This is a genomic window from uncultured Algoriphagus sp. (assembly GCF_963974365.1).
Lineage (GTDB): Bacteria > Bacteroidota > Bacteroidia > Cytophagales > Cyclobacteriaceae > Algoriphagus.
The window spans coordinates 182052-200933 of the sequence record NZ_CAXBBX010000008.1; the positions used below are offsets into that span (position 1 = coordinate 182052).

At 40.9% G+C, this 18882-nt stretch carries 19 protein-coding genes; 11 read left to right on the plus strand and 8 right to left on the minus strand.

The window, feature by feature from the left end; translation table 11 throughout:
* The first annotated feature begins 27 nt into the window (after positions 1–27).
* The 4 genes from AACZ87_RS12440 (at position 28) to acs (ending at position 4879) form a co-directional block, all read left to right on the plus strand.
* Positions 28–783 (plus strand): zinc permease, encoded by a 756-nt coding sequence (locus AACZ87_RS12440; RefSeq protein WP_339867584.1) that lies wholly within the window; start codon positions 28–30, stop codon positions 781–783.
* 186 nt (positions 784–969) lie between these two features.
* Positions 970–1233, plus strand: a complete 264-nt coding sequence (locus AACZ87_RS12445; protein ID WP_283411972.1) for a DUF4212 domain-containing protein — start codon at positions 970–972, stop codon at positions 1231–1233.
* A 19-nt stretch (positions 1234–1252) separates the two neighbouring features.
* On the plus strand, positions 1253–2938 hold the full coding sequence (locus AACZ87_RS12450) for a sodium:solute symporter family protein (protein ID WP_339867585.1): 1686 nt from the start codon (positions 1253–1255) through the stop codon (positions 2936–2938).
* A 48-nt stretch (positions 2939–2986) separates the two neighbouring features.
* Positions 2987–4879, plus strand: coding sequence for an acetate--CoA ligase (gene acs, locus AACZ87_RS12455; protein WP_339867586.1), 1893 nt, complete (start codon positions 2987–2989; stop codon positions 4877–4879).
* A 64-nt stretch (positions 4880–4943) separates the two neighbouring features.
* Here acs and AACZ87_RS12460 read toward each other — a convergent pair whose 3' ends face one another.
* Both AACZ87_RS12460 and AACZ87_RS12465 read right to left on the minus strand, forming a co-directional pair.
* On the minus strand, positions 4944–5117 hold the full coding sequence (locus tag AACZ87_RS12460; protein ID WP_339867588.1) for a hypothetical protein: 174 nt from the start codon (positions 5115–5117) through the stop codon (positions 4944–4946).
* A gap of 93 nt (positions 5118–5210) precedes the next feature.
* Complete coding sequence (locus AACZ87_RS12465; protein WP_339867590.1) at positions 5211–6614, minus strand: DUF4403 family protein; 1404 nt, start codon at positions 6612–6614, stop codon at positions 5211–5213.
* A 71-nt stretch (positions 6615–6685) separates the two neighbouring features.
* On the opposite strand from AACZ87_RS12465, the gene ytxJ reads away from it, so the two are divergent.
* Positions 6686–7021, plus strand: coding sequence for a bacillithiol system redox-active protein YtxJ (ytxJ, locus tag AACZ87_RS12470; RefSeq protein ID WP_339867592.1), 336 nt, complete (start codon positions 6686–6688; stop codon positions 7019–7021).
* 125 nt (positions 7022–7146) lie between these two features.
* Positions 7147–10005 (plus strand): outer membrane beta-barrel protein, encoded by a 2859-nt coding sequence (locus AACZ87_RS12475; protein WP_339867593.1) that lies wholly within the window; start codon positions 7147–7149, stop codon positions 10003–10005.
* Positions 10006–10423: 418 nt separating this feature from the next.
* Here AACZ87_RS12475 and AACZ87_RS12480 read toward each other — a convergent pair whose 3' ends face one another.
* Entirely contained in the window at positions 10424–10990 is a 567-nt protein-coding gene (locus tag AACZ87_RS12480) for a fasciclin domain-containing protein (RefSeq protein ID WP_339867595.1), read from the minus strand.
* Positions 10991–11266: 276 nt separating this feature from the next.
* On the opposite strand from AACZ87_RS12480, the gene pheS reads away from it, so the two are divergent.
* From pheS to AACZ87_RS12495, 3 genes are all read left to right on the plus strand, one after another.
* The gene (gene pheS, locus AACZ87_RS12485) at positions 11267–12295 is read left to right on the plus strand and encodes a phenylalanine--tRNA ligase subunit alpha (RefSeq protein ID WP_339867597.1); all 1029 of its coding nucleotides are present in this window, start codon (positions 11267–11269) and stop codon (positions 12293–12295) included.
* Between the two features lie 173 nt (positions 12296–12468).
* Positions 12469–12687, plus strand: a complete 219-nt coding sequence (locus AACZ87_RS12490) for a hypothetical protein (RefSeq protein ID WP_283411981.1) — start codon at positions 12469–12471, stop codon at positions 12685–12687.
* The gene (locus AACZ87_RS12495; RefSeq protein ID WP_283411982.1) at positions 12677–13006 is read left to right on the plus strand and encodes a type II toxin-antitoxin system RelE/ParE family toxin; all 330 of its coding nucleotides are present in this window, start codon (positions 12677–12679) and stop codon (positions 13004–13006) included. The genes AACZ87_RS12490 and AACZ87_RS12495 overlap by 11 nt, the downstream gene beginning before the upstream one ends.
* A 244-nt stretch (positions 13007–13250) precedes the next feature.
* On the opposite strand, the gene AACZ87_RS12500 is transcribed toward AACZ87_RS12495, so the two are convergent.
* The 3 genes from AACZ87_RS12500 to AACZ87_RS12510 form a co-directional block, all read right to left on the minus strand.
* On the minus strand, positions 13251–14603 hold the full coding sequence (locus tag AACZ87_RS12500; RefSeq protein WP_339867599.1) for an NAD(P)/FAD-dependent oxidoreductase: 1353 nt from the start codon (positions 14601–14603) through the stop codon (positions 13251–13253).
* 25 nt (positions 14604–14628) lie between these two features.
* Positions 14629–15906, minus strand: a complete 1278-nt coding sequence (gene kynU / locus AACZ87_RS12505; RefSeq protein ID WP_339867601.1) for a kynureninase — start codon at positions 15904–15906, stop codon at positions 14629–14631.
* Between the two features lie 114 nt (positions 15907–16020).
* Complete coding sequence (locus tag AACZ87_RS12510) at positions 16021–16533, minus strand: 3-hydroxyanthranilate 3,4-dioxygenase (RefSeq protein WP_339867603.1); 513 nt, start codon at positions 16531–16533, stop codon at positions 16021–16023.
* Positions 16534–16650: 117 nt separating this feature from the next.
* Between AACZ87_RS12510 and AACZ87_RS12515 the strand changes: the two genes are divergently transcribed.
* Both AACZ87_RS12515 and AACZ87_RS12520 read left to right on the plus strand, forming a co-directional pair.
* Entirely contained in the window at positions 16651–17643 is a 993-nt protein-coding gene (locus tag AACZ87_RS12515) for a membrane dipeptidase (RefSeq protein WP_339867605.1), read from the plus strand.
* Positions 17643–18257, plus strand: coding sequence for a thiamine pyrophosphokinase (locus tag AACZ87_RS12520; protein WP_339867607.1), 615 nt, complete (start codon positions 17643–17645; stop codon positions 18255–18257). The genes AACZ87_RS12515 and AACZ87_RS12520 overlap by 1 nt, the downstream gene beginning before the upstream one ends.
* On the opposite strand, the gene AACZ87_RS12525 is transcribed toward AACZ87_RS12520, so the two are convergent.
* Complete coding sequence (locus AACZ87_RS12525) at positions 18211–18597, minus strand: magnesium citrate secondary transporter (RefSeq protein ID WP_339867609.1); 387 nt, start codon at positions 18595–18597, stop codon at positions 18211–18213. The genes AACZ87_RS12520 and AACZ87_RS12525 overlap by 47 nt on opposite strands.
* Positions 18594–18878 (minus strand): class I tRNA ligase family protein, encoded by a 285-nt coding sequence (locus tag AACZ87_RS12530; protein WP_339867611.1) that lies wholly within the window; start codon positions 18876–18878, stop codon positions 18594–18596. Before AACZ87_RS12530 ends, AACZ87_RS12525 begins: the two co-directional genes overlap by 4 nt.
* Between the last annotated feature and the right edge of the window lie 4 nt (positions 18879–18882).

Below are 18882 nucleotides of genomic sequence, written 5' to 3' on the forward strand. Positions count from 1 at the left end.
TAGAAAAAAGAAAAGTAACTCAGGCCGATGGAATTCAAATTTTTACTTTTATTTCTCACAGCGATGATCTCCGGATCATTGGTATTTTTTGCTCCCAAATTCAGAGAGAAATATTTCCGTCTGGTTCTGGTATTTGCAGGTTCCTATCTCTTTGCGATTACCATTCTCCATATTTTGCCCGAACTCTTTGACAGTGGATTTTCCAGTAAAAGAATGGGTCTGTACATTCTTATCGGATTTTTGCTACAGCAATTGCTGGAATTCTGGTCCAGTGGAGTTGAGCATGGGCATATTCACGCACATGAGCATCAGGGCAGCAAAGCGATGATGACCATTATGGTAGGCTTGTTTATTCATGCTTTTCTGGAGGGTACGTTGCTTTCCCATGGAGAATTGATGGATCAAGGAGAGCATGTCCTTGGTCATGTGCACAATAGCAAAACGGTGTTACTGGGGATAATTCTACACAAAGGTCCTGCGGCATTTGCGCTAGCAGCGGTGCTTTCCAGTTCTTTGAGTAAAAAGACAACTTTACTATTACTGACGCTTTTTGCCTTGGCTTCTCCGCTTGGGATGATGTCAAGTTCATTTTTATTTGAAAGTGGAATTCTCGAAAAACAAGGAATAGGAATTTTATACGGTTTAGTAGCAGGAGGTTTTTTGCATATTTCTACCACGATCTTTTTTGAAAGCAGCCCTCATCACAAGTTTCAGCTCAACAAATTGTTAGTGAGTTTTCTCGCTGCTGGTCTGGCAATTCTGTCAGAGTTTTTTATGAAATGATTAGCTTTTTACAGCACTCATTTTTGAAGGTTTAATTCACAATAGTATCTGCTAAGTTTGTCAGTACTTAGTTTTTTCTTTCAATACGGCTAGTTTTTGAATATTTCACAGAAAACAGTTTGCATTCCTACGGTTGCATTGACTAGTTTCAAGGGATTATTACGTTCTCAACCTAAATCCCAAAATATGCCCACACACAATGACAAAATGAAAGCTTACTGGAGGAAAAACCTCCAAACACTTTTTATACTCTTACTCGTCTGGTTTATCGTTTCTTTCGGCTGCGGCATTCTTTTCGTTAATGAACTTAATGAATTTCGACTTGGCGGATACAAGCTTGGATTCTGGTTTGCCCAGCAAGGATCAATTTTCGCTTTTGTGATTCTGATTTTTGTCTATGTAGTTCGGATGAACAGGTTGGATAGGGAATTTGATGTGGACGAGGAATAACTTTTTAAGCTAAAAAACTATGGAAATTTTAACCTGGACCTACATTCTAGTAGGCTTATCTTTCGCACTTTATATTGGCATTGCTATCTGGTCTAGAGCTGGATCTACCCAAGAATTTTACGTTGCTGGTGGAGGCGTTTCACCTTTGGCAAACGGCATGGCAACCGCTGCAGACTGGATGTCCGCCGCTTCCTTTATCTCTATGGCTGGCATCATTTCCTTTGCGGGATATGATGGCTCGGTTTATTTGATGGGCTGGACTGGTGGCTACGTTTTGCTTGCACTTCTACTCGCTCCTTATCTTCGGAAATTCGGAAAATTCACTGTTCCGGACTTTGTGGGAGACCGATATTATTCTAAAACTGCTAAGGTGGTTGCAGTGATCTGTGCCTTATTTATCTCCTTCACCTATGTAGCTGGGCAGATGCGGGGAGTTGGAATCGTGTTTTCCAGATACTTGGAAGTTCCTATCGAATGGGGTGTGGTCATCGGAATGTGTATAGTTTTCTTCTATGCTGTTTTGGGTGGAATGAAAGGCATCACGTACACGCAAGTAGCTCAGTATTGTGTGTTGATCTTCGCGTATATGGTGCCTGCGATCTTCATTTCTATGCAGCTGACAGGAAATGCGATTCCTCAACTTGGTCTGGGAGGATCTGTAGCAGATGGAACTCCGCTTCTCGATAAATTAGATGGAGTGCTCACTGAGCTTGGTTTTGCTGCTTATACTTCCGGAAGGAAAAGTATCACGGACATGTTTATGATCACGTTGGCTTTGATGGTGGGGACGGCTGGTTTGCCACATGTGATTGTTCGCTTTTTCACTGTCCCTAGAGTAAAAGATGCAAGACTTTCTGCGGGCTATGCTTTGGTATTTATTGCTATTCTATACACCACTGCTCCTGCGATAGCTGCATTTGGAATGTATAATGCTATAGATACTACTTCAGAGAAAAATATTTCTGAGCTTCCTGAGTGGATTGCCACTTGGCAAAAAACAGACCTGATCAAAGTAGATGATAAGAATGGAGATGGGAAAGTCCAGTATGTCGCAGATCCGGATGCAAACGAACTGACGATTGATAGAGATATTATGGTGCTGGCAAGTCCGGAGATTGCCAAGCTTCCAAACTGGGTAGTTGGATTAGTAGCCGCCGGAGCGATGGCTGCCGCACTTTCTACCGCTGCTGGTTTATTATTGGTGATTTCTACTTCGGTTTCGAGAGATTTATTTAAGACGTTCAGACCTGATATTTCGGATAAAAAGGAATTAAGGATTGCACGTTTTGCAGCTGCCGGTGCTGTTCTTCTTGCCGGTTATTTCGGAGTAAATCCTCCTGGTTTTGTCGCTCAGGTAGTGGCTTTTGCCTTTGGCTTAGCGGCTGCATCTTTCTTTCCTGTCATTATTATGGGTATTTTCTCTACGAGAATAAACAAAGAAGGAGCTATCGCAGGAATGATTACCGGCTTGGTATTTACAATTGTCTATATCGTTTATTTCAAATTTATTAGCCCAGAGATGAATACTGCGGATAATTGGTGGTTTGGAGTATCTCCTGAAGGAATAGGATCTATAGGTATGATTCTTAATTTTCTAGTATGTGGGATTATTTCCCACTTGACGCCACCACCACCTCAAGAGGTGCAGGACATGGTGGAGGAAATTAGGATTCCACGTGGTGCTGGTAAAGCGCAGGATCATTAAATTAGGGCTGATTTAACCCGAAATTGAAAACAATAAACCAAGATTATCATGAGTGACAGAATTCATACCCTCAGCGGGTACCTCTACGAATACCAAAAAAGTGTAACCCAGCCTGAGGAGTTTTGGGCTAGAATTGCAGATTCATTTCATTGGAGAAAACGCTGGTCTAAGGTATTGAAATGGAACTTCGACGAGCCTGATGTAAAGTGGTTCTTGAATGCAAAACTCAACATCACGGAGAATATTTTTGAACGCCACCTATTTACTATTGGAGATCGTCCAGCAATTATCTGGGAAGCTAATGACCCCAATGAAGCTGGCAGAACTCTTACTTATAAAGAGCTTTTTTATGAAGTAAATCGCTTTGCAAATGCGCTGAAAAGGAAAGAAATAGGTAAAGGGGATAAGGTAATTATCTACATGCCAATGGTGCCGGAAGCTGCTATTGCAATGCTTGCCTGTGCCAGAATAGGTGCAATTCACTCCGTTGTCTTTGCTGGTTTTTCCAGTTCAGCTTTAGCAGATAGAGTAAATGATTGCGAGGCAAAAGCGATATTGACTTCTGATGGGAATTTCCGTGGCAGCAAGAAAATAGCTGTGAAAGCAGTTGTGGATGAGGCCTTGGAAAAAAGCACAGTGGAAACTGTTATTGTCTATGAGCGCACCAAGCAAGAGGTGACGATGAAAGAAGGTCGTGATTTCTGGTGGCATGATGTGATAGCTGAGGAGTCTCAGGAATGTGCTGCGGAAGAAATGGACAGTGAAGACATGCTTTTCATTCTCTACACTTCTGGATCTACAGGCAAGCCTAAAGGCGTGGTTCATACAACAGGTGGATACATGGTGTATTCCCAGTATTCTTTTGACAATGTATTCCAATATTCCGAAGGGGATGTCTATTGGTGTACCGCCGATGTGGGCTGGATTACAGGACACTCGTATATAGTTTACGGGCCACTTTTAGCTGGCGCAACGACATTGATGTTTGAAGGGGTTCCTACTTTTCCAGATGCAGGTCGATTCTGGGCTGTTGTGGAGAAACATAAAGTAAATGTCTTCTATACTGCTCCTACGGCAATCAGAGCACTTCAAGCCTATGGCACAGAACCAATTCAGAAATACGATTTAAGCTCTTTGAAAGTCTTGGGTTCGGTAGGCGAACCAATCAATGAAGAAGCTTGGCATTGGTATCATACGCATATTGGTAAGAACAAATGTCCTATAGTCGATACTTGGTGGCAAACAGAAACAGGTGGAATTATGGTTTCGCCAATTGCTGGAATTACCCCTACCAAACCGGCTTACGCCACGCTGCCACTTCCGGGAGTTCAGCTTTGTATTGTAGATCCAGAAGGAAATGAGCTAACTGGAAATTCTGTGGAGGGAAATCTCTGCATCAAGTTCCCTTGGCCATCTATGATCCGAACTACCTACGGAGATCATGAGCGTTGCAAACAAACTTACTTCTCGACTTACAAGGGAATGTACTTTACAGGAGATGGTGTGAAACGTGATCACGATGGATATTACAGAATTCTTGGTCGTGTAGATGATGTAATCAATGTGTCAGGCCATAGAATGGGTACAGCCGAAGTGGAAAATGCGATTAATGAGCATCCAAAGGTGATTGAATCCGCAGTGGTTGGTTATCCACATGAGGTCAAAGGTCAAGGAATCTATGCTTATGTAATTGCTGATTTGACTAATCGTACGGAGGATAATCTAATCAATGAGATTAAAGAGATGGTTTCGAAGATCATTGGCCCGATTGCCAAACCGGATAAAATCCAGTTGGTTCCAGGGCTCCCAAAAACGCGATCTGGGAAAATTATGCGAAGAATCCTGCGCAAAGTGGCAGAAGGCTCACTTGATAACATGGGCGATACCAGCACGCTGCTTGATCCGGATGTAGTGACCAAGATTATTGAAGGGAAAAAGTAAATTTGGAACCAAAACTTCCAAGCCAAGAGCCAAGACTTTAGAATAAACAGTCTTGGCTCTTTTTTTAATCTTTGGGAGAAGAATCATCCTGCTCTTCGTCCATTTGAATAGATGATACAATAGAATCGGCAGAATCCATTTCTTGCTTGTAGAAGTTGTGGACGCCCACCATGAAGGCCACAATCAAGGCCCAAACTAACCGGCGGGCAGGTCTAAAAATTTTGCGAAATGGTATCATTGGCAGTGATTTACAGGAATTTACCAATTATTATTCCAATTAATCAAGCTGTCAACGTGGCAGAGAATCCAAGTTTCGCTGTTCTATTCTACCTCATTTCCACTTCACATCCACTTCTCCACTGGCTTTCATATGAATTACCAATTCTTTCGCCATCGGGTAAAATCCGGAAGGCTGAATAGTGAGGTCAGCAATTTTTAAATTAAGGATTGGGGTACTAAGACCCAATCGTTCTGTGATACTCCCGAAGCTTTCTTCCAAAACATCCCCAATAGGGAAAATGGCTCTGTCTTCAATCCTACGAATAATCTTGCGTTTTTTCAACCCAACTCCAGTCTGCGCTCCGAAGCTTCCCGTTTCCATTTTAAAGTTGATGTCTTCAAATTTGAGGCTTTGAGAATCTGGATCGTATGCTGGTTTGCCTACTACAAATAGTGTCCCGCTGACCATTTTCCCATTGGTCTGCTCGGCCTTGAAGTCCATATTTATAGCTAATAAATCTCCGAAAGCTTGGGTACTGATATTGGAGGGAATCATTGTAGTCTTTTTATCCACTCGAAATGCTTTCCCATCCAAATTTTGCTGCAAGAGCTCATCCAGAGTGGAATAGCTCACACCTAGAGGAATGAGTATTTCTAGCTCATTTGCTGAGTTTTCATTCGAATTGAGACCAGGAAGTGGAAATGCTCGTGTAGGCGCAGCATCAGCAGGATGAGAATTTACTTTCCCATCCATTCCTAGCCAGAGGTTATAATTCTGGTCAGCATCAAAAAATTCATTAATTTTTACTTGCTGAGGTTGGATAGAAAATGCAGTATTTCCTCCAATCCATTCTATGGAAAAAGGCTTCCCAATCTGAGCCCAGGCTAAATCCACTAGAGTTTTCAAACTTGCTATTTCCTTTCCGCCAGTAAGATTATCATTGCCCCATTTCCGTAATTCCTTACTAAGTAGGCCACTTAGATCCACCTTCATTCCTAATACATCTATGGCTAAATTTCCTCCCAGTTCTACCAATTCAAAGCTTTCAGCACCGATTCCCCAATTAGCATTGATCACAGGGTCAATAATAAAAACAGGTGAAAAATCTTCATTCAGAGGCAATTTGGACTGAAATAAGCTTCCCAGCCCTTTCGGCTTGAGACCTAATTCTCCGACTACATTTATTGGGACAGTCAATTGAATTCGCTGACTATCCAGAGCCGACCATTTGATGGTTCCATTTCTCTTGAGTTCTAAATCACCAGTAATTCCACTTCCCATGTCCATTCCTTTTTCTTGGAGTAAGGTTGTGGGGATTTGACCATTCAATAATTTGCTTAATGTTTCCTTCGGTATTTTCAACGGCACATTTACTCCTGCTGAAGCAATAGGTGGAGGTGTGGATGGTCCTGGATTTGCAGCAGGATTAATACTTTTGCAGGAAAACAAGGCAAAACCAATTAAGGCAATAGGTAAAGAAAGGTTTATAAATCTCCGGTGGAACTGTAATTTCATAATTGAAGTTTGGTTTTCAATGGGTCATCTTTCATCTACAACTATTGCCCCAAAAATAAAAATTCGAGAATATGAATTGGAATAAACTTACTGAAGCTGGCCAAATTGAAGAAATAAAGACTTTGAGCAAGGAAAAACCTGTTTTGATTTTTAAGCATAGCACGAGTTGCTCTATTAGTAGTATGTCTATGGATCGTTTGACACGAAAATGGCAAACCTCGGATAATGAGAAAGTGGAGCCTTATTACTTGGATTTGATTGCCAATAGAGATTTGTCGAATCAGGTCGCAAGAGAATTTGGTGTACCGCATGAATCTCCTCAAGTACTGTTGATCAAAAGCGGCAATGCTGTCTATGATAACAGCCACTTTGGAATCTCGTATGCAGACCTAATGGGAAAAATTTAGTTTTTTGATTTTTAAATGGTTTTAATACCATTTATCCGCTACAATACCCATTCTTATTTTTCCTCAGATGCAGAATAAACCTTTGACATGGCTATACGGTCAAAGAAGTAGAAATTTGCATACACATGAAGAAAAACTACGCATTAATTATCCTGATTTTTAGCCTGTTAACTGGCACATCAGCTTTCGGACAGCGACCTACAGGTCAAGATCGTCCAGAAAGGAAATTCACAGGTACCGTCATGGACGGAAGCGCAAATACTCCTATGGCCGGAGCGAACGTACTGATAAAAACAGTGACAGATTCACTTTTGGCAGGTACGGTCACAGATGCAAAGGGACAATTTGAGATAGTGAGACCACAAATTCCTTCTGTGAAAATCGAAATCAAGTTTATAGGTTACGAAACTATCTCTAAGGTTCACACAGGAAGAGAACCTGTGGATTTGGGCGTGTTGACCCTGGTTGAAGACGCTCAAGTTTTAGGCGAAGTTATTATAGAAGGTCAAAATCCTCTTGGTGAAATGAGAGGTGATACCACTTCTTTCAATGCCAGTGCTTTCAAAACCAAAGAAAACGGTATGGCAGAGGATCTTGTGAGAAAATTACCAGGAGTAACGATCCTGAATGGTCAGGTTCAAGCACAAGGAGAAAATGTTCAAAAGATTTTAGTAGATGGAAGAGAGTTTTTCGGTTCTGACCCAAACATCGCACTAAGAAATCTTCCCGCTGATGCAATAGATCGGGTAGAAGTCTTGGACCAACGGTCTGATCAAAGCCGTTTGACTGGGTTTGATGACGGTACTTATACCAAGACAATCAATATCATCCTGAGAGAAGACAGAAAAAATGGACAATTCGGTAGAGCTTATGCTGGCTATGGAACAGACGATAAATATAATGCAGGAGGAAGTTTAAACCTCTTTAGTGGAGACAGAAGACTGTCTATTCTTGGGTTATTTAACAACATCAATCAGCAGAACTTCTCAAGTGATGATCTTGCCGGAGTAAATGCAAATTCATCTGGTGGTGGTGGTAGAGGTCGTGGTGGTTTTGGCGGTGGAAATAATAATTTCTATGGAGGAAATGACATTGGATCCATCACAACCAATGCTATGGGACTAAACTATAGTGACAAATGGGGTTCAAAAGTCAATTTTACTGGAAGTTATTTTTTCAATAATACACAAAATACACTTAGACAGATCACAAATCGCCAGACGGTAATCAATGAGACCACTACTCAGAATTATCAGGAAAATTTGATCAATTCGGTAGAGAACTTCAATCACAGAGCTAATGCTCGCATCGAAGCAGATCTAAATGAGAAAAACTCGCTGATCATAACTCCGAATATCTCTTTTCAGAGTAGCAATACATTCAGCGATAGAGATGCCTTAACTTTGGCGAACGATACCGATTCCCTTTCTTCTCTTCGCTCGGTTACCAACGCTTCAAACAGTTCATATAATTTTGGTAACAACATCACCTACCGATATAAGTTTGATAAGAAAGGTAGAACATTCTCTACTGACATCAATACCTCTTGGAGCAACAGAGACCAAGATTCTGAGCTTTTAGGTGCCAGTAGAGACTATCGTAAAAATCAGTTGGATACAACCTTGCAAGAAACTTACTTACTTTCGAAAGGATTCAACTATCGTATAAACGCAACACTTACTGAGCCACTCGGTGAAAAATCTATAGCTACTTTTGGGTATCAGGTGGGTAATAATAAGACGGATTCTGATCAAAAGACAAGAGTACTGAACGACGAAAATATTTCGGTGCTGGACACTGCCTTGAGCAATGAATTCAATAACAAATTCATCACGCAAAGACTGAGAACTGGGTATGCCTACAACAGTGCAGGGTGGAATTTGAGCGCAAATTTGGATTACCAATATGCCAAATTGGACAACGAAGCTTTTTTCCCAACAGAAGGTGTATTTGTGCGTGATTTCAATAATCTTTTGCCAAGTGCAAGCGTCAGCTTCAGGAATAGAGAGACAGGCTTGAATTTCCGTGTGAGGTATAGAACCAGTACGGATGAGCCTTCGGTAAGTCAGCTCCAAAATGTGATAAACAATCAAAATCCACTTAATCTAAGTGTGGGTAATCCAAACTTGGCGCAAAGCTTTCAGAACAGTATTTTTGCCAATATTGGCAAATTCAACATGGAGAAAAATCGCAGTCTATTCATGTTTGTAAACGTTTCGGCTACTAAAAATTATATTGGTAGCAGCACCTACATTGCCGCAGAGGATACATTGATCAATAATGAAGTATTGCTTCGTCCTGGAGGTCAGATTTCTCAACCGGTTAACTTAGATGGAAACATGAATAGTAGCTTATTTCTAAGCTATGGTGCACCAATCAAAGGAATCAAAACCAATATCAATCTAAACACACGAATTGGTTTCAACAGATCTCCAGGCCTAATCAACGGTGAGAAGAATATCAATGAAAATATCAACCTAGGTCAAGGAATTACTTTCACATCTAACATTAGTAAGGATTTTGACTTTACGATAAGTACTACTGGTACCTACACAATTGTAAATTCTAGTTTGCAGACTGCATTGGAAAACAATTATTACATCCAAGAATCAAATCTTCGCCTGTATTATTCTCCCAATGGGGGCAAGCTTTTCATGGGAAATACAATCAACAATAGTTTGTATCGCGGACTTTCTGAAGGATTTGATCAGTCAGTTTGGCTTTGGAATATCGAAGCAGGTTACAGATTCACCAAAAACAACAAGGCTGAGCTAAAAGTCGTAATCTTCGATTTGCTCAATCAAAACAATAGCATCTCCCGTACAATCTCAGATGTGTCAGTATCCGATGTTTATACCAATGTATTGACGCGTTATGGCTTGCTGACATTCACGTATATCTTGGGTAACTTCAAGCAGCCGGAAAACGACGGTGGGCAGATGCCTTGGAGAGGTGGACCTCCAAGAGGTGGAAGAACTTGGTAAGTTCTTAAATACGAACTTTGAATTAAGATTTACGGGATCAAATGATCTTCAAACCGACTGGAGAAATTCAGTCGGTTTTTTTATTATCAATAGAATCCTTTTTTTGACTCTGTACAGATCAATTGTCTAAATTCTAGTGTACTACTGAATGAAGCTACAAACGAAATCTACGGACTCACTACAGATGAAGACTCAGGAATTGCGGTTTTTAAAATTCCTGAGGAGCTTTTCTGACAAAAATTTTTTGCCAATCACATCTCCAAAAAATAGAGTAGAGTATTTTTAACGACCGGCTTCTGGAGAAGCAGGCAAACAAAAGTTTAGCGCCCTCCGCGAAAAGCTCTGTGCGCTCTGCGGCTTAAAACAAAAAAACCGACCCCTTACGGAGTCGGCTTAGCAATTGACCAACCAGCAACAATTACATTTTAGGAAGAACCACAGTATCTACTGAGTGGATCACACCATTTGATTGCCATACATCCGCAATAGTCACTTTAGATTCTCCTCCGTTTTCGTCAGTGATATAAAGGTCTTTGCCTTTCATCCAAGCAGTTAATTTTCCGCCTTGAACTGTAGTAAGTACAGCTTTACCATCTCCTTTTTTGATCGCAGCAGCGATTTCTTTGGATCCCATTTTACCAGCTACCACGTGATAAGTAAGTACAGCCTGTAGTGTAGCTTTATTTTCTGGCTTCAAAAGTGTCTCTACCGTTCCTTTTGGAAGTTTATCGAAAGCCATGTTATCAGGAGCAAATACAGTAAAAGGACCAGCACCTTGAAGTGTCTCCACCAAACCAGCTGCTTTTACAGCTGCTACCAGGGTTGTATGATCAGCAGAATTCACTGCATTTTCCACTATATTTTTTGAGGGATACATTTCTGCGCCACCTACCATTTTTGTTTTTTCCATTTGAGCAAAAGCCATGTTTGCAGAAAGAAAAATAAAGGCTGCTAAAGCCACTTTGAAGAAATTTTGAATTTTCATGATCTTGTTAGTTTGATGATTTTTTTGGTTTCTTATTTGGGAGGAGATACGGGAGATTACTAGTCTCTGGATTTACCGAGATTAAAAAATTTACGAATTCCGAAGGTTGATTTACGAGATCATCTGACTCCATCCTTTCCTTACCCTTCAGGCCTTTTGATGGTAGATGTAGGACGATTTTCTGATCTTCTAGCTTTTCACAACCTAAAGTCAACCTTGATCCTTTCCAAAAGACCTCAAAAATGGTAGCTTTGTCCCTCGAATAAATGGAATCCAATGTATCAGGAGAAAATTGAATCTATCAAAGCCGCTATTTCAGCCGCTGACGCAACTAATCCAGAGGAGCTAGAAGCCTACAGAATGGAGTATATCTCAAAGAAATCTGTGGTGGGAGAGCTTTTTGCAAGCATGGGTAAAATTCCTAATGAGGAGAAAAAAGCCTATGGTCAGCTGGTAAATGGAGTTAAGCAATTGGCAGAAGCGAAGTTTCAGGAGCTGATCGAAAAAGTCAATCAAGCCAATAAGAAGTCAAAATCCGCTGGTATCGATTTGACTCTACCTCCGTCCAATCAAAGTTTGGGAGGAATTCATCCGCTGACTGCTACCCGTCAGCGCATCATAGATATTTTCGAGCGAATCGGTTTCAACCTTTCCGAAGGTCCGGAGATCGAAGACGATTGGCATAACTTCACTGCGCTGAATTTCCCTGAAAATCACCCAGCTCGGGAGATGCAGGATACTTTCTTTATTGAAAAAAATCCTGATATCGCGTTGAGAACGCACACCTCATCTGTTCAGGTGCGAGTGATGGAGAATCAGAAACCTCCGATTCGTACCCTTTCACCAGGAAGAGTTTATAGAAATGAAGCCATTTCAGCCCGTGCACATTGTATTTTCCACCAGGTAGAAGGATTATACGTGGATGAAAATGTTGGTTTTGCTGATTTGAAGAATACGCTTTATCACTTCGCTAAAGAGATGTTTGGCAAGGAAACCAAAGTGCGATTCAGACCATCTTATTTCCCTTTTACAGAGCCAAGTGCAGAGATCGACATCACCTGTCTGATCTGTGGAGGCAAAGGCTGTAATGTCTGCAAAGGCAGCGGCTGGGTAGAGATTGGAGGATCTGGAATGGTTGACCCGAATGTGTTGGAAAACTGTGGCATTGATTCTAAGAAATATACTGGCTTTGCCTTCGGTATGGGTATAGAGCGAATTGCTATGCTGAAATATCAAATTAAAGATCTTCGCTTATTTACGGAGAATGATGTGAGATTCCTGAGGCAGTTTAGGCCCTTGCTTTAGCAAAATTCAGTTGAACCTTTCTTTAGATAGTTTTCGTAAACAAAATTACTTTAACTTAACTGTATGAAATCGAGCCAGGTTGATGCTAACAGTAATGACAAAAAAGGCAGACACTTGGATGATTTTAACCTTGCGAGATTCCATGTGACTTCTAAAAATCAAAGTATAAACGCATGAAAATCACATTAGAAATAAAAGATAATAAGGCATCTGCCTTTTTGAATTTTATCAAAAGTCTGGATTTCATTCAAATCAAGTCTGAAGAAAATTTGGACGAGCCTAGTAAAGCTGAACTTCTTGAGAATGTAGCTGATGGCATAAGAGAAGTAAAAGAATACGAAGCTGGTAACCGAACGATGAAAAGTGCTAAGGCTTTTTTAGATGAGCTATAAAGTTTTAGTCACTAGCACTTTTCAAAAGGATACTAAACGACTTTTTAAAAAATATCCTTCAATTAAATCTGACCTTCAGCACCTTATAGAGACACTTGAAACTAATCCAACTCAAGGAACTGCTCTTGGTAATGATCTCTATAAAATCCGTCTTGCAATCGGTTCTACTGGAAAGGGGAAATCAGGAGGGGCAAGAGTAATTTCACTTGTCAAAGTTATACGTGAGGAAGTGTTTTTGCTATCCCTTTATTCCAAAACAGAGAAAAGTACGATTTCTAAAGAAGAGCTTAGTGAGTTGATTTCTAAACTAAATAGATAGAATACTTTCTCTCATAACATAATCATTCTGCGGAGAAAGCATTTTTTTGCTGTTCGTGAGCTGAACAGCGGCGGAAGATTTTATGGCTTTAAAAACTGCTTTTTGCAATCCTTGAAAACAGCAACAATGTCAAATTTTAGGACAAAAATAGGCTCAAATCTACCGACTTGAACCTGATTTCTCTTTGTGCCAACTCTGCGATCCCGATGGCTATCGGGACGCCGCGTGCTCTGCGGTTAAAAAACTACACCGCTTTTGCTGTTTCCATTTTATAAATAATATCCTCGTAGTCGAGCTTATTCCAATTCTCTGTAATCAGCGGATCAGCCATGACTTTATCCATAATTGCTTCCTGAAGTTTTCCCTGAGTATAAGCTTCAGAATACCTCATATCAGTAAAAGTAACCATGGAATAGAGCGGAATCCAGTCATTTGGGTACAATTCGTATAGCTTGGCTTCGATTTTTTTGCGAAGCACAAACTTCGGATCTGCCACAGAATCTCTCATTTCTTCAAAATTCTCCATTGCCAACTGACAGATGGCATCGGTATCTACCTTGCGTTTTTTCTGGAATTTCTCAAAAACCAAATCCCAGGAATTAGTCCCATACTTATCTATTAGACCATTCAAAATAGAGCAATCCTCAAAACCGCAATTCATACCCTGCCCATAGAAAGGAACCATCGCATGACTGGCATCTCCCATCAGCAAACTTGTGCCCTGAACCCATGGGAAGCATTCCACATTGATTAGCGCCGAAGTTGGGTTAGCAAAAAACTCAGTCTTCAGATCTGGCATGAGCTTATAGGCATCGTCAAAATAATTGGAGAAAAGGATCTCAAGATCATGCTCATCATTGATTTTGTCAAAGCAAACTTTTGATCCACTGTGAGGCAAAAACAAAGTACATGTAAATGTCTTGTCCGGATTTGGAAGTGCGATCAGCATAAACTTGCCTCTAGGCCAGATATGCAAGGCATTCGGATCCATTGCAAATTCCCCATCAGCAGTTGCTGGAATGGTTAGCTCCTTGTATTCGTGAGTGATGTATTCCTGCTTGTAGTTGAAACGGATTTGCTTTTGCATAGCCAGCCGAAGCGAAGAATAAGCTCCATCAGCCCCAAATAACACAGGGGCTTTGATTTTTTCCTCTGCTTTTGGAGTCTGGAAAGTGATTTCTTGAGAATTGAAATCCACTTCCAGGCATTTATGCTCGAAATTGTATTTTGCCCCAAGCTTTTCTCCTTCTTCTACCAGAAGCTGGTTAAATTTTCCCCTAGAAAGGGAATAAATTGCTTGATTCTCTTTTCCGTAGGAAATGAAAGTAGTTCCACCATGCTCGTCGTGCACTTTGCGACCATACATGGGAATAGCCAACGGCATTACCTTTTCTTTGAGTCCAACTTCCTCCAGTGCCTTCCATCCTCGATGGCTTAGCGCCATGTTAATGGATCTTTTTCCTTCCTCAAAAGTTGATTTGCGCTTATCTGGCCTCTTGTCAAAAACAGCAACTTCTAAGCCTTGGCGCTTCAGATATATAGCCATTAGAGAACCTATCAATCCGGCTCCTAATACGGTAACTTGATTCTTTTCCATTTGGATTGTTTTATCCACGCTTCCTTTAAGCGAATTTCTTCAGAGATTGTTCCAAAATCTGTGCAAATCGGAACACGTCTAGGAAGCTGTTATAGAGCGGTGTAGGTGCTAGACGTATCACATTTGGATTGCGCCAGTCGCCTACGACTCCGTGTTTATACCATTCATCGAATACAGCCTTGCCTCCGCGATGAATGTGCAAAGATAACTGACAGCCTCTTTCTACAGGATTTTTAGGAGTAATAATTTCCAAAACCCCTGAATTTCCGCTGATTTCTTCAATTAGATAGGCTAAATATGCTGTCAGCTGTTCTGATTTTCTCCTCAAATTTGTAATTCCAGCTTCCTGAAAAATATCCAAGGATGCCTGATGAACGGCTAAACCTATAATATCGGAATTGGAAAGCTGCCAGCCATCTGCTCCATGCATTGGCACAAATCCCTTTTCCATCTTGAAGCGTTGCTCCTGATCATGTCCCCACCATCCGGCAAAGCGATTCATATCTGGACGCTCCGCAAATCGTTCATGGATAAATACCCCAGAAACGTTCCCAGGGCCGGAGTTCATGTACTTATAGCTACACCAAGTCGCAAAATCTACATCCCAATCGTGGAGGCTCAGTGGAGCATTTCCAACTGCATGCGCCAGATCAAATCCCGCATAAGCACCAACTTCATGGGCGGCTGCCGTAATGGCTTGCATATCGAAAACCTGTCCGGTATAATATTGCAAACCAGCCATATTCACCATAGCCAGGGAATCACCCTGATTTCTTATTTCTGCCAAAATATCCTCGGTACGAAGCGTATGCTCACCTTTTCTTGGATTAAGCTCCACGATTGCTGCTTCTGGATCTAAGCCATGGAACTTCACCTGAGTTTCCAGCATGTATTGATCTGAGGGAAAAGCGCCAGCTTCTACGATGATTTTGTAACGCTCTTTCGTGGGCTGATAAAATGAAACCATCAACAAATGAAGATTCACTGATAGGTTATTCATAGCTACCACCTCGTGCTCATGAGCTCCCACGATTTCAGCTAAAGCTGGCTTTGATTTTTGCTTCGCAAACATCCAGGCATCTTCTCCATGAAAATGTCCATCAACAGCCATTTCTGCCCAATTGGATAATTCCTTTGCTATGTAATCTTTAGCCGATTTTGGCTGTAAGCCCAGAGAATTTCCACAGAGATAAATCGCATCTTTTCCATCAACTTTCGGAAAAAGAAAACGATCCCGAAAGTGTGAAAGAGAATCTTTCTCATCCATCTCACGCGCAAATTCAGCTGAATATTGGTAGTTCATTCTAATCTATTTGGGTTGTTTTAGTTTCTGAGGGTGACAGATTGTTGTGTCTAGAAAATGATTGACTCTATCGTTAAGGCTACACCGGACATCGGTCACCCGGCATCCTAACCTCTATTTTTCCATTACTGTTCCGCAATTTTTGCACGTGTGATTCTCAGGATTTCCCCAAAACCTTTCTTGAACTGGAGGGAGCTGCTTAACAATGTCCGTAACTTCAAAAAATTCCTCATAAAGCTTTTCACCACAGTTTTCACAGTGCCAGATAAACCCATCTACTTCACCTGCCCTTCGGTAGCGCTCTATCACCAAACCAATTGTATTTGCCGGACGACGGGGAGAATGTGGCACTTTTGCTGGAAGTAAGAATATTTCTCCTTCGCGGATATGAATGTCTTTAGGTTTTCCCTCTTCAATAACTTTCAGGACAATATCTCCTTCTATTTGGTAGAAAAACTCTTCTCCTTCGTTGGAATGGTAGTCTTTTCGGGAATTTGGACCACCAACCACCATTACGATGAAGTCATCATTTCCTTTATAAACTTGCTGATTTCCAATTGGCGGTTTCAACAAATGTCTATTTTCGTCTATCCATTTTTTGAAGTTGAACGGTTGAGCTAATGCCATATCGCTTATTTTTCTGGTGAAAGTGAAAATCTATCTGAAGATTACCAAAGTGTAATCCTCCCTAAAAGTATTAAAAAACATACGCTTTTTTGGCTTACTTTGCCATAACCCCAAAAAATGATGAGCTTCCCAATAATCGACATGCACTGTGATTTACTGTCCTATTTGGCAAAAATTCCAGGTGCAAATGCCTATGCAAAAGATGAAATCGCCTGTGCAATCCCTTGGTTGCAGGATGGCAATGTGCGCATGCAAATCTTGGCGATTTACACTGATGTAAAGCCAGAAAGCATGAGTTTGGCAACTAGACAAGCTCAGATTTTCTCAGAATTATTAGAAAAGCATGAGAATGATCTTGCCTTTGCTGATGCTGATTTTTTGAAAAATTGGGACAAACAAAACTGTGTTGGAATAAAAGGTTCTGTGGAAAACGCTGCTGGTATTGGTAGTGAAGATGCTACTTGGGAGGAAATCTACAGTCAGTTTGATGCAATTCTAGAAAAAGTAAAATCTCTTGCATACATCAGCCTAACCCATCATACTGAAAACCGCTTTGGTGGGGGAAATTATACCAAAGGAATTGGATTGAAGGACGACGGGAAAAAGCTGCTTGATTACATGGCCGGCAAAAGAATTCCGGTTGATTTATCGCACACCTCTGATTTGCTTGCTGCCGGTATTTTGAATCACATTGATACTAATCAACTGGATATCCCAGTGATTGCAAGTCACTCCAATTTCAGAGAAATCTGGAATCATCCACGCAACCTAACCGATGAGTTTGCCAAAGAAATCATACATCGTGGAGGAATCATAGGAGTAAATTTCTTGAGAGCTTTCTTGGATCCTGAGGTTCCGGAGCGATTATTTGATCATATTTTCCATGGGTTCCAGATTGGTGGAGAAAAATCAATCTGTTTTGGAGCAGATTATTTTTACACCAAGGATTTTGGCGATCCTGAGAGGCATCCTTTTTATTTTCCATTAGTAGAAAATGCTGGAAAATATCCTTCACTGCTGAAAAGTATGGAAGATAAATTAAGCGCTGAAAACCTGGAAGACTTAGCTTACAGAAATGCGCTAGAATTCTATCGAAAAATCCAATCCTAATGTCTTCACATCATTTCGTAAAAGATAAGCAGGAGCCAGCTGTGCTGATTTTGGAACTTGACCAAATCCGATTTGATCAGGTTTCACCTCTTCTAGAATGGGTTCCGACGGTGCTTGTGAGTGAAAAAGTGCTTGACCAAGTGTTGAGCTGGGGAATTAAAATAGATGTAATTCTTGCTTCTGAGGCTTTTCAAGCAGAAAACCAACACTTACTGGAAGAGCAGTACCCTGTGAAATTCATCAACATATTCGATGAAAATTATTTGCAATCAGGGTTGGATTACCTGGTCTCCACCGAGCACAAAGCAGTGCATTTGGTAGGGATTTCACATCTGGAAGCGCTTGATCTTCAGGACAAACTTGAACTGATGAATCTTACGATTTTGGATGGAGATTGGAAATATTACCCGGTGAAATCGGGGGAATTCAAAAAATGGTTTGCAGAAAGTAGCATCCACATCCATGGTAAGGAAGGTATGCCTATACAGATTCAGAATGAAAATGGAGAATTGATTTTACCCATCACCTATGCGACTATGCTGGAAGTTCCAGAAGGAATTACAGAGATCAAAGCGCCCGGGATTTTTTGGATTGGGGAGCAGGTTTATTCATAAACTTTAGGAACACTAACGTTCCCAATCCATAGCAAAACACATCGATTGGATCTGCTGTATAAGTCTTTGAAAACAGAGGTAATACGATTTCAAAAACAACTGAAAAATAAACCAGACCAATTAAAACCTGTTTTTTGCTAAATGTAAGTTGATCGCCCATCGGATGAAACCATCTCATTAGCTGCAGGCAAAGTCCAAAAACTACAGGCATTGCCATCAAATCATCACCATATGCATGGTAGAATGGAACAAAAATTCCCATTGATTTTTCTAGGTATTGATTTGCCCAAAAAGCAATGGAAGCAAAAATAAAAATTGGGTTTTTGAATAGATCTATCATCCTGGTAAAGCTGCAATCAACCACATGATAAAGGTCATGATAGCCATGAAAACGGTATAAAATAAGTTTCCAGATTTCTTAAAGAATTTCTTAGCCCCAGAATCTTCAGGATTGATGTAAAACATCCAGTCTTTTTCTTGGCGGTCTCGCTCTTGAATAAATTTTTCCTTCCGCTCAAGCTCTACTGGAGACAGAAACTCTCCGCAATGCTCACAGCGATCCTCGTAATTGTTTGTCCATACAGACCATTCACCGCAATGGGGACATTTCTTCTGACTCATAAGC

Coding starts and splice junctions, on each gene's coding strand:
- AACZ87_RS12440 (WP_339867584.1), top strand. CDS start 28: ATGGAATTCAAATTTTTACTTTTATTTCTCACAGCGATGATCTCCGGA.
- AACZ87_RS12445 (WP_283411972.1), top strand. CDS start 970: ATGCCCACACACAATGACAAAATGAAAGCTTACTGGAGGAAAAACCTC.
- AACZ87_RS12450 (WP_339867585.1), top strand. CDS start 1,253: ATGGAAATTTTAACCTGGACCTACATTCTAGTAGGCTTATCTTTCGCA.
- acs (WP_339867586.1), top strand. CDS start 2,987: ATGAGTGACAGAATTCATACCCTCAGCGGGTACCTCTACGAATACCAA.
- AACZ87_RS12460 (WP_339867588.1), bottom strand. CDS start 5,117: ATGATACCATTTCGCAAAATTTTTAGACCTGCCCGCCGGTTAGTTTGG.
- AACZ87_RS12465 (WP_339867590.1), bottom strand. CDS start 6,614: ATGAAATTACAGTTCCACCGGAGATTTATAAACCTTTCTTTACCTATT.
- ytxJ (WP_339867592.1), top strand. CDS start 6,686: ATGAATTGGAATAAACTTACTGAAGCTGGCCAAATTGAAGAAATAAAG.
- AACZ87_RS12475 (WP_339867593.1), top strand. CDS start 7,147: ATGAAGAAAAACTACGCATTAATTATCCTGATTTTTAGCCTGTTAACT.
- AACZ87_RS12480 (WP_339867595.1), bottom strand. CDS start 10,990: ATGAAAATTCAAAATTTCTTCAAAGTGGCTTTAGCAGCCTTTATTTTT.
- pheS (WP_339867597.1), top strand. CDS start 11,267: ATGTATCAGGAGAAAATTGAATCTATCAAAGCCGCTATTTCAGCCGCT.
- AACZ87_RS12490 (WP_283411981.1), top strand. CDS start 12,469: ATGAAAATCACATTAGAAATAAAAGATAATAAGGCATCTGCCTTTTTG.
- AACZ87_RS12495 (WP_283411982.1), top strand. CDS start 12,677: ATGAGCTATAAAGTTTTAGTCACTAGCACTTTTCAAAAGGATACTAAA.
- AACZ87_RS12500 (WP_339867599.1), bottom strand. CDS start 14,603: ATGGAAAAGAATCAAGTTACCGTATTAGGAGCCGGATTGATAGGTTCT.
- kynU (WP_339867601.1), bottom strand. CDS start 15,906: ATGAACTACCAATATTCAGCTGAATTTGCGCGTGAGATGGATGAGAAA.
- AACZ87_RS12510 (WP_339867603.1), bottom strand. CDS start 16,533: ATGGCATTAGCTCAACCGTTCAACTTCAAAAAATGGATAGACGAAAAT.
- AACZ87_RS12515 (WP_339867605.1), top strand. CDS start 16,651: ATGATGAGCTTCCCAATAATCGACATGCACTGTGATTTACTGTCCTAT.
- AACZ87_RS12520 (WP_339867607.1), top strand. CDS start 17,643: ATGTCTTCACATCATTTCGTAAAAGATAAGCAGGAGCCAGCTGTGCTG.
- AACZ87_RS12525 (WP_339867609.1), bottom strand. CDS start 18,597: ATGATAGATCTATTCAAAAACCCAATTTTTATTTTTGCTTCCATTGCT.
- AACZ87_RS12530 (WP_339867611.1), bottom strand. CDS start 18,878: ATGAGTCAGAAGAAATGTCCCCATTGCGGTGAATGGTCTGTATGGACA.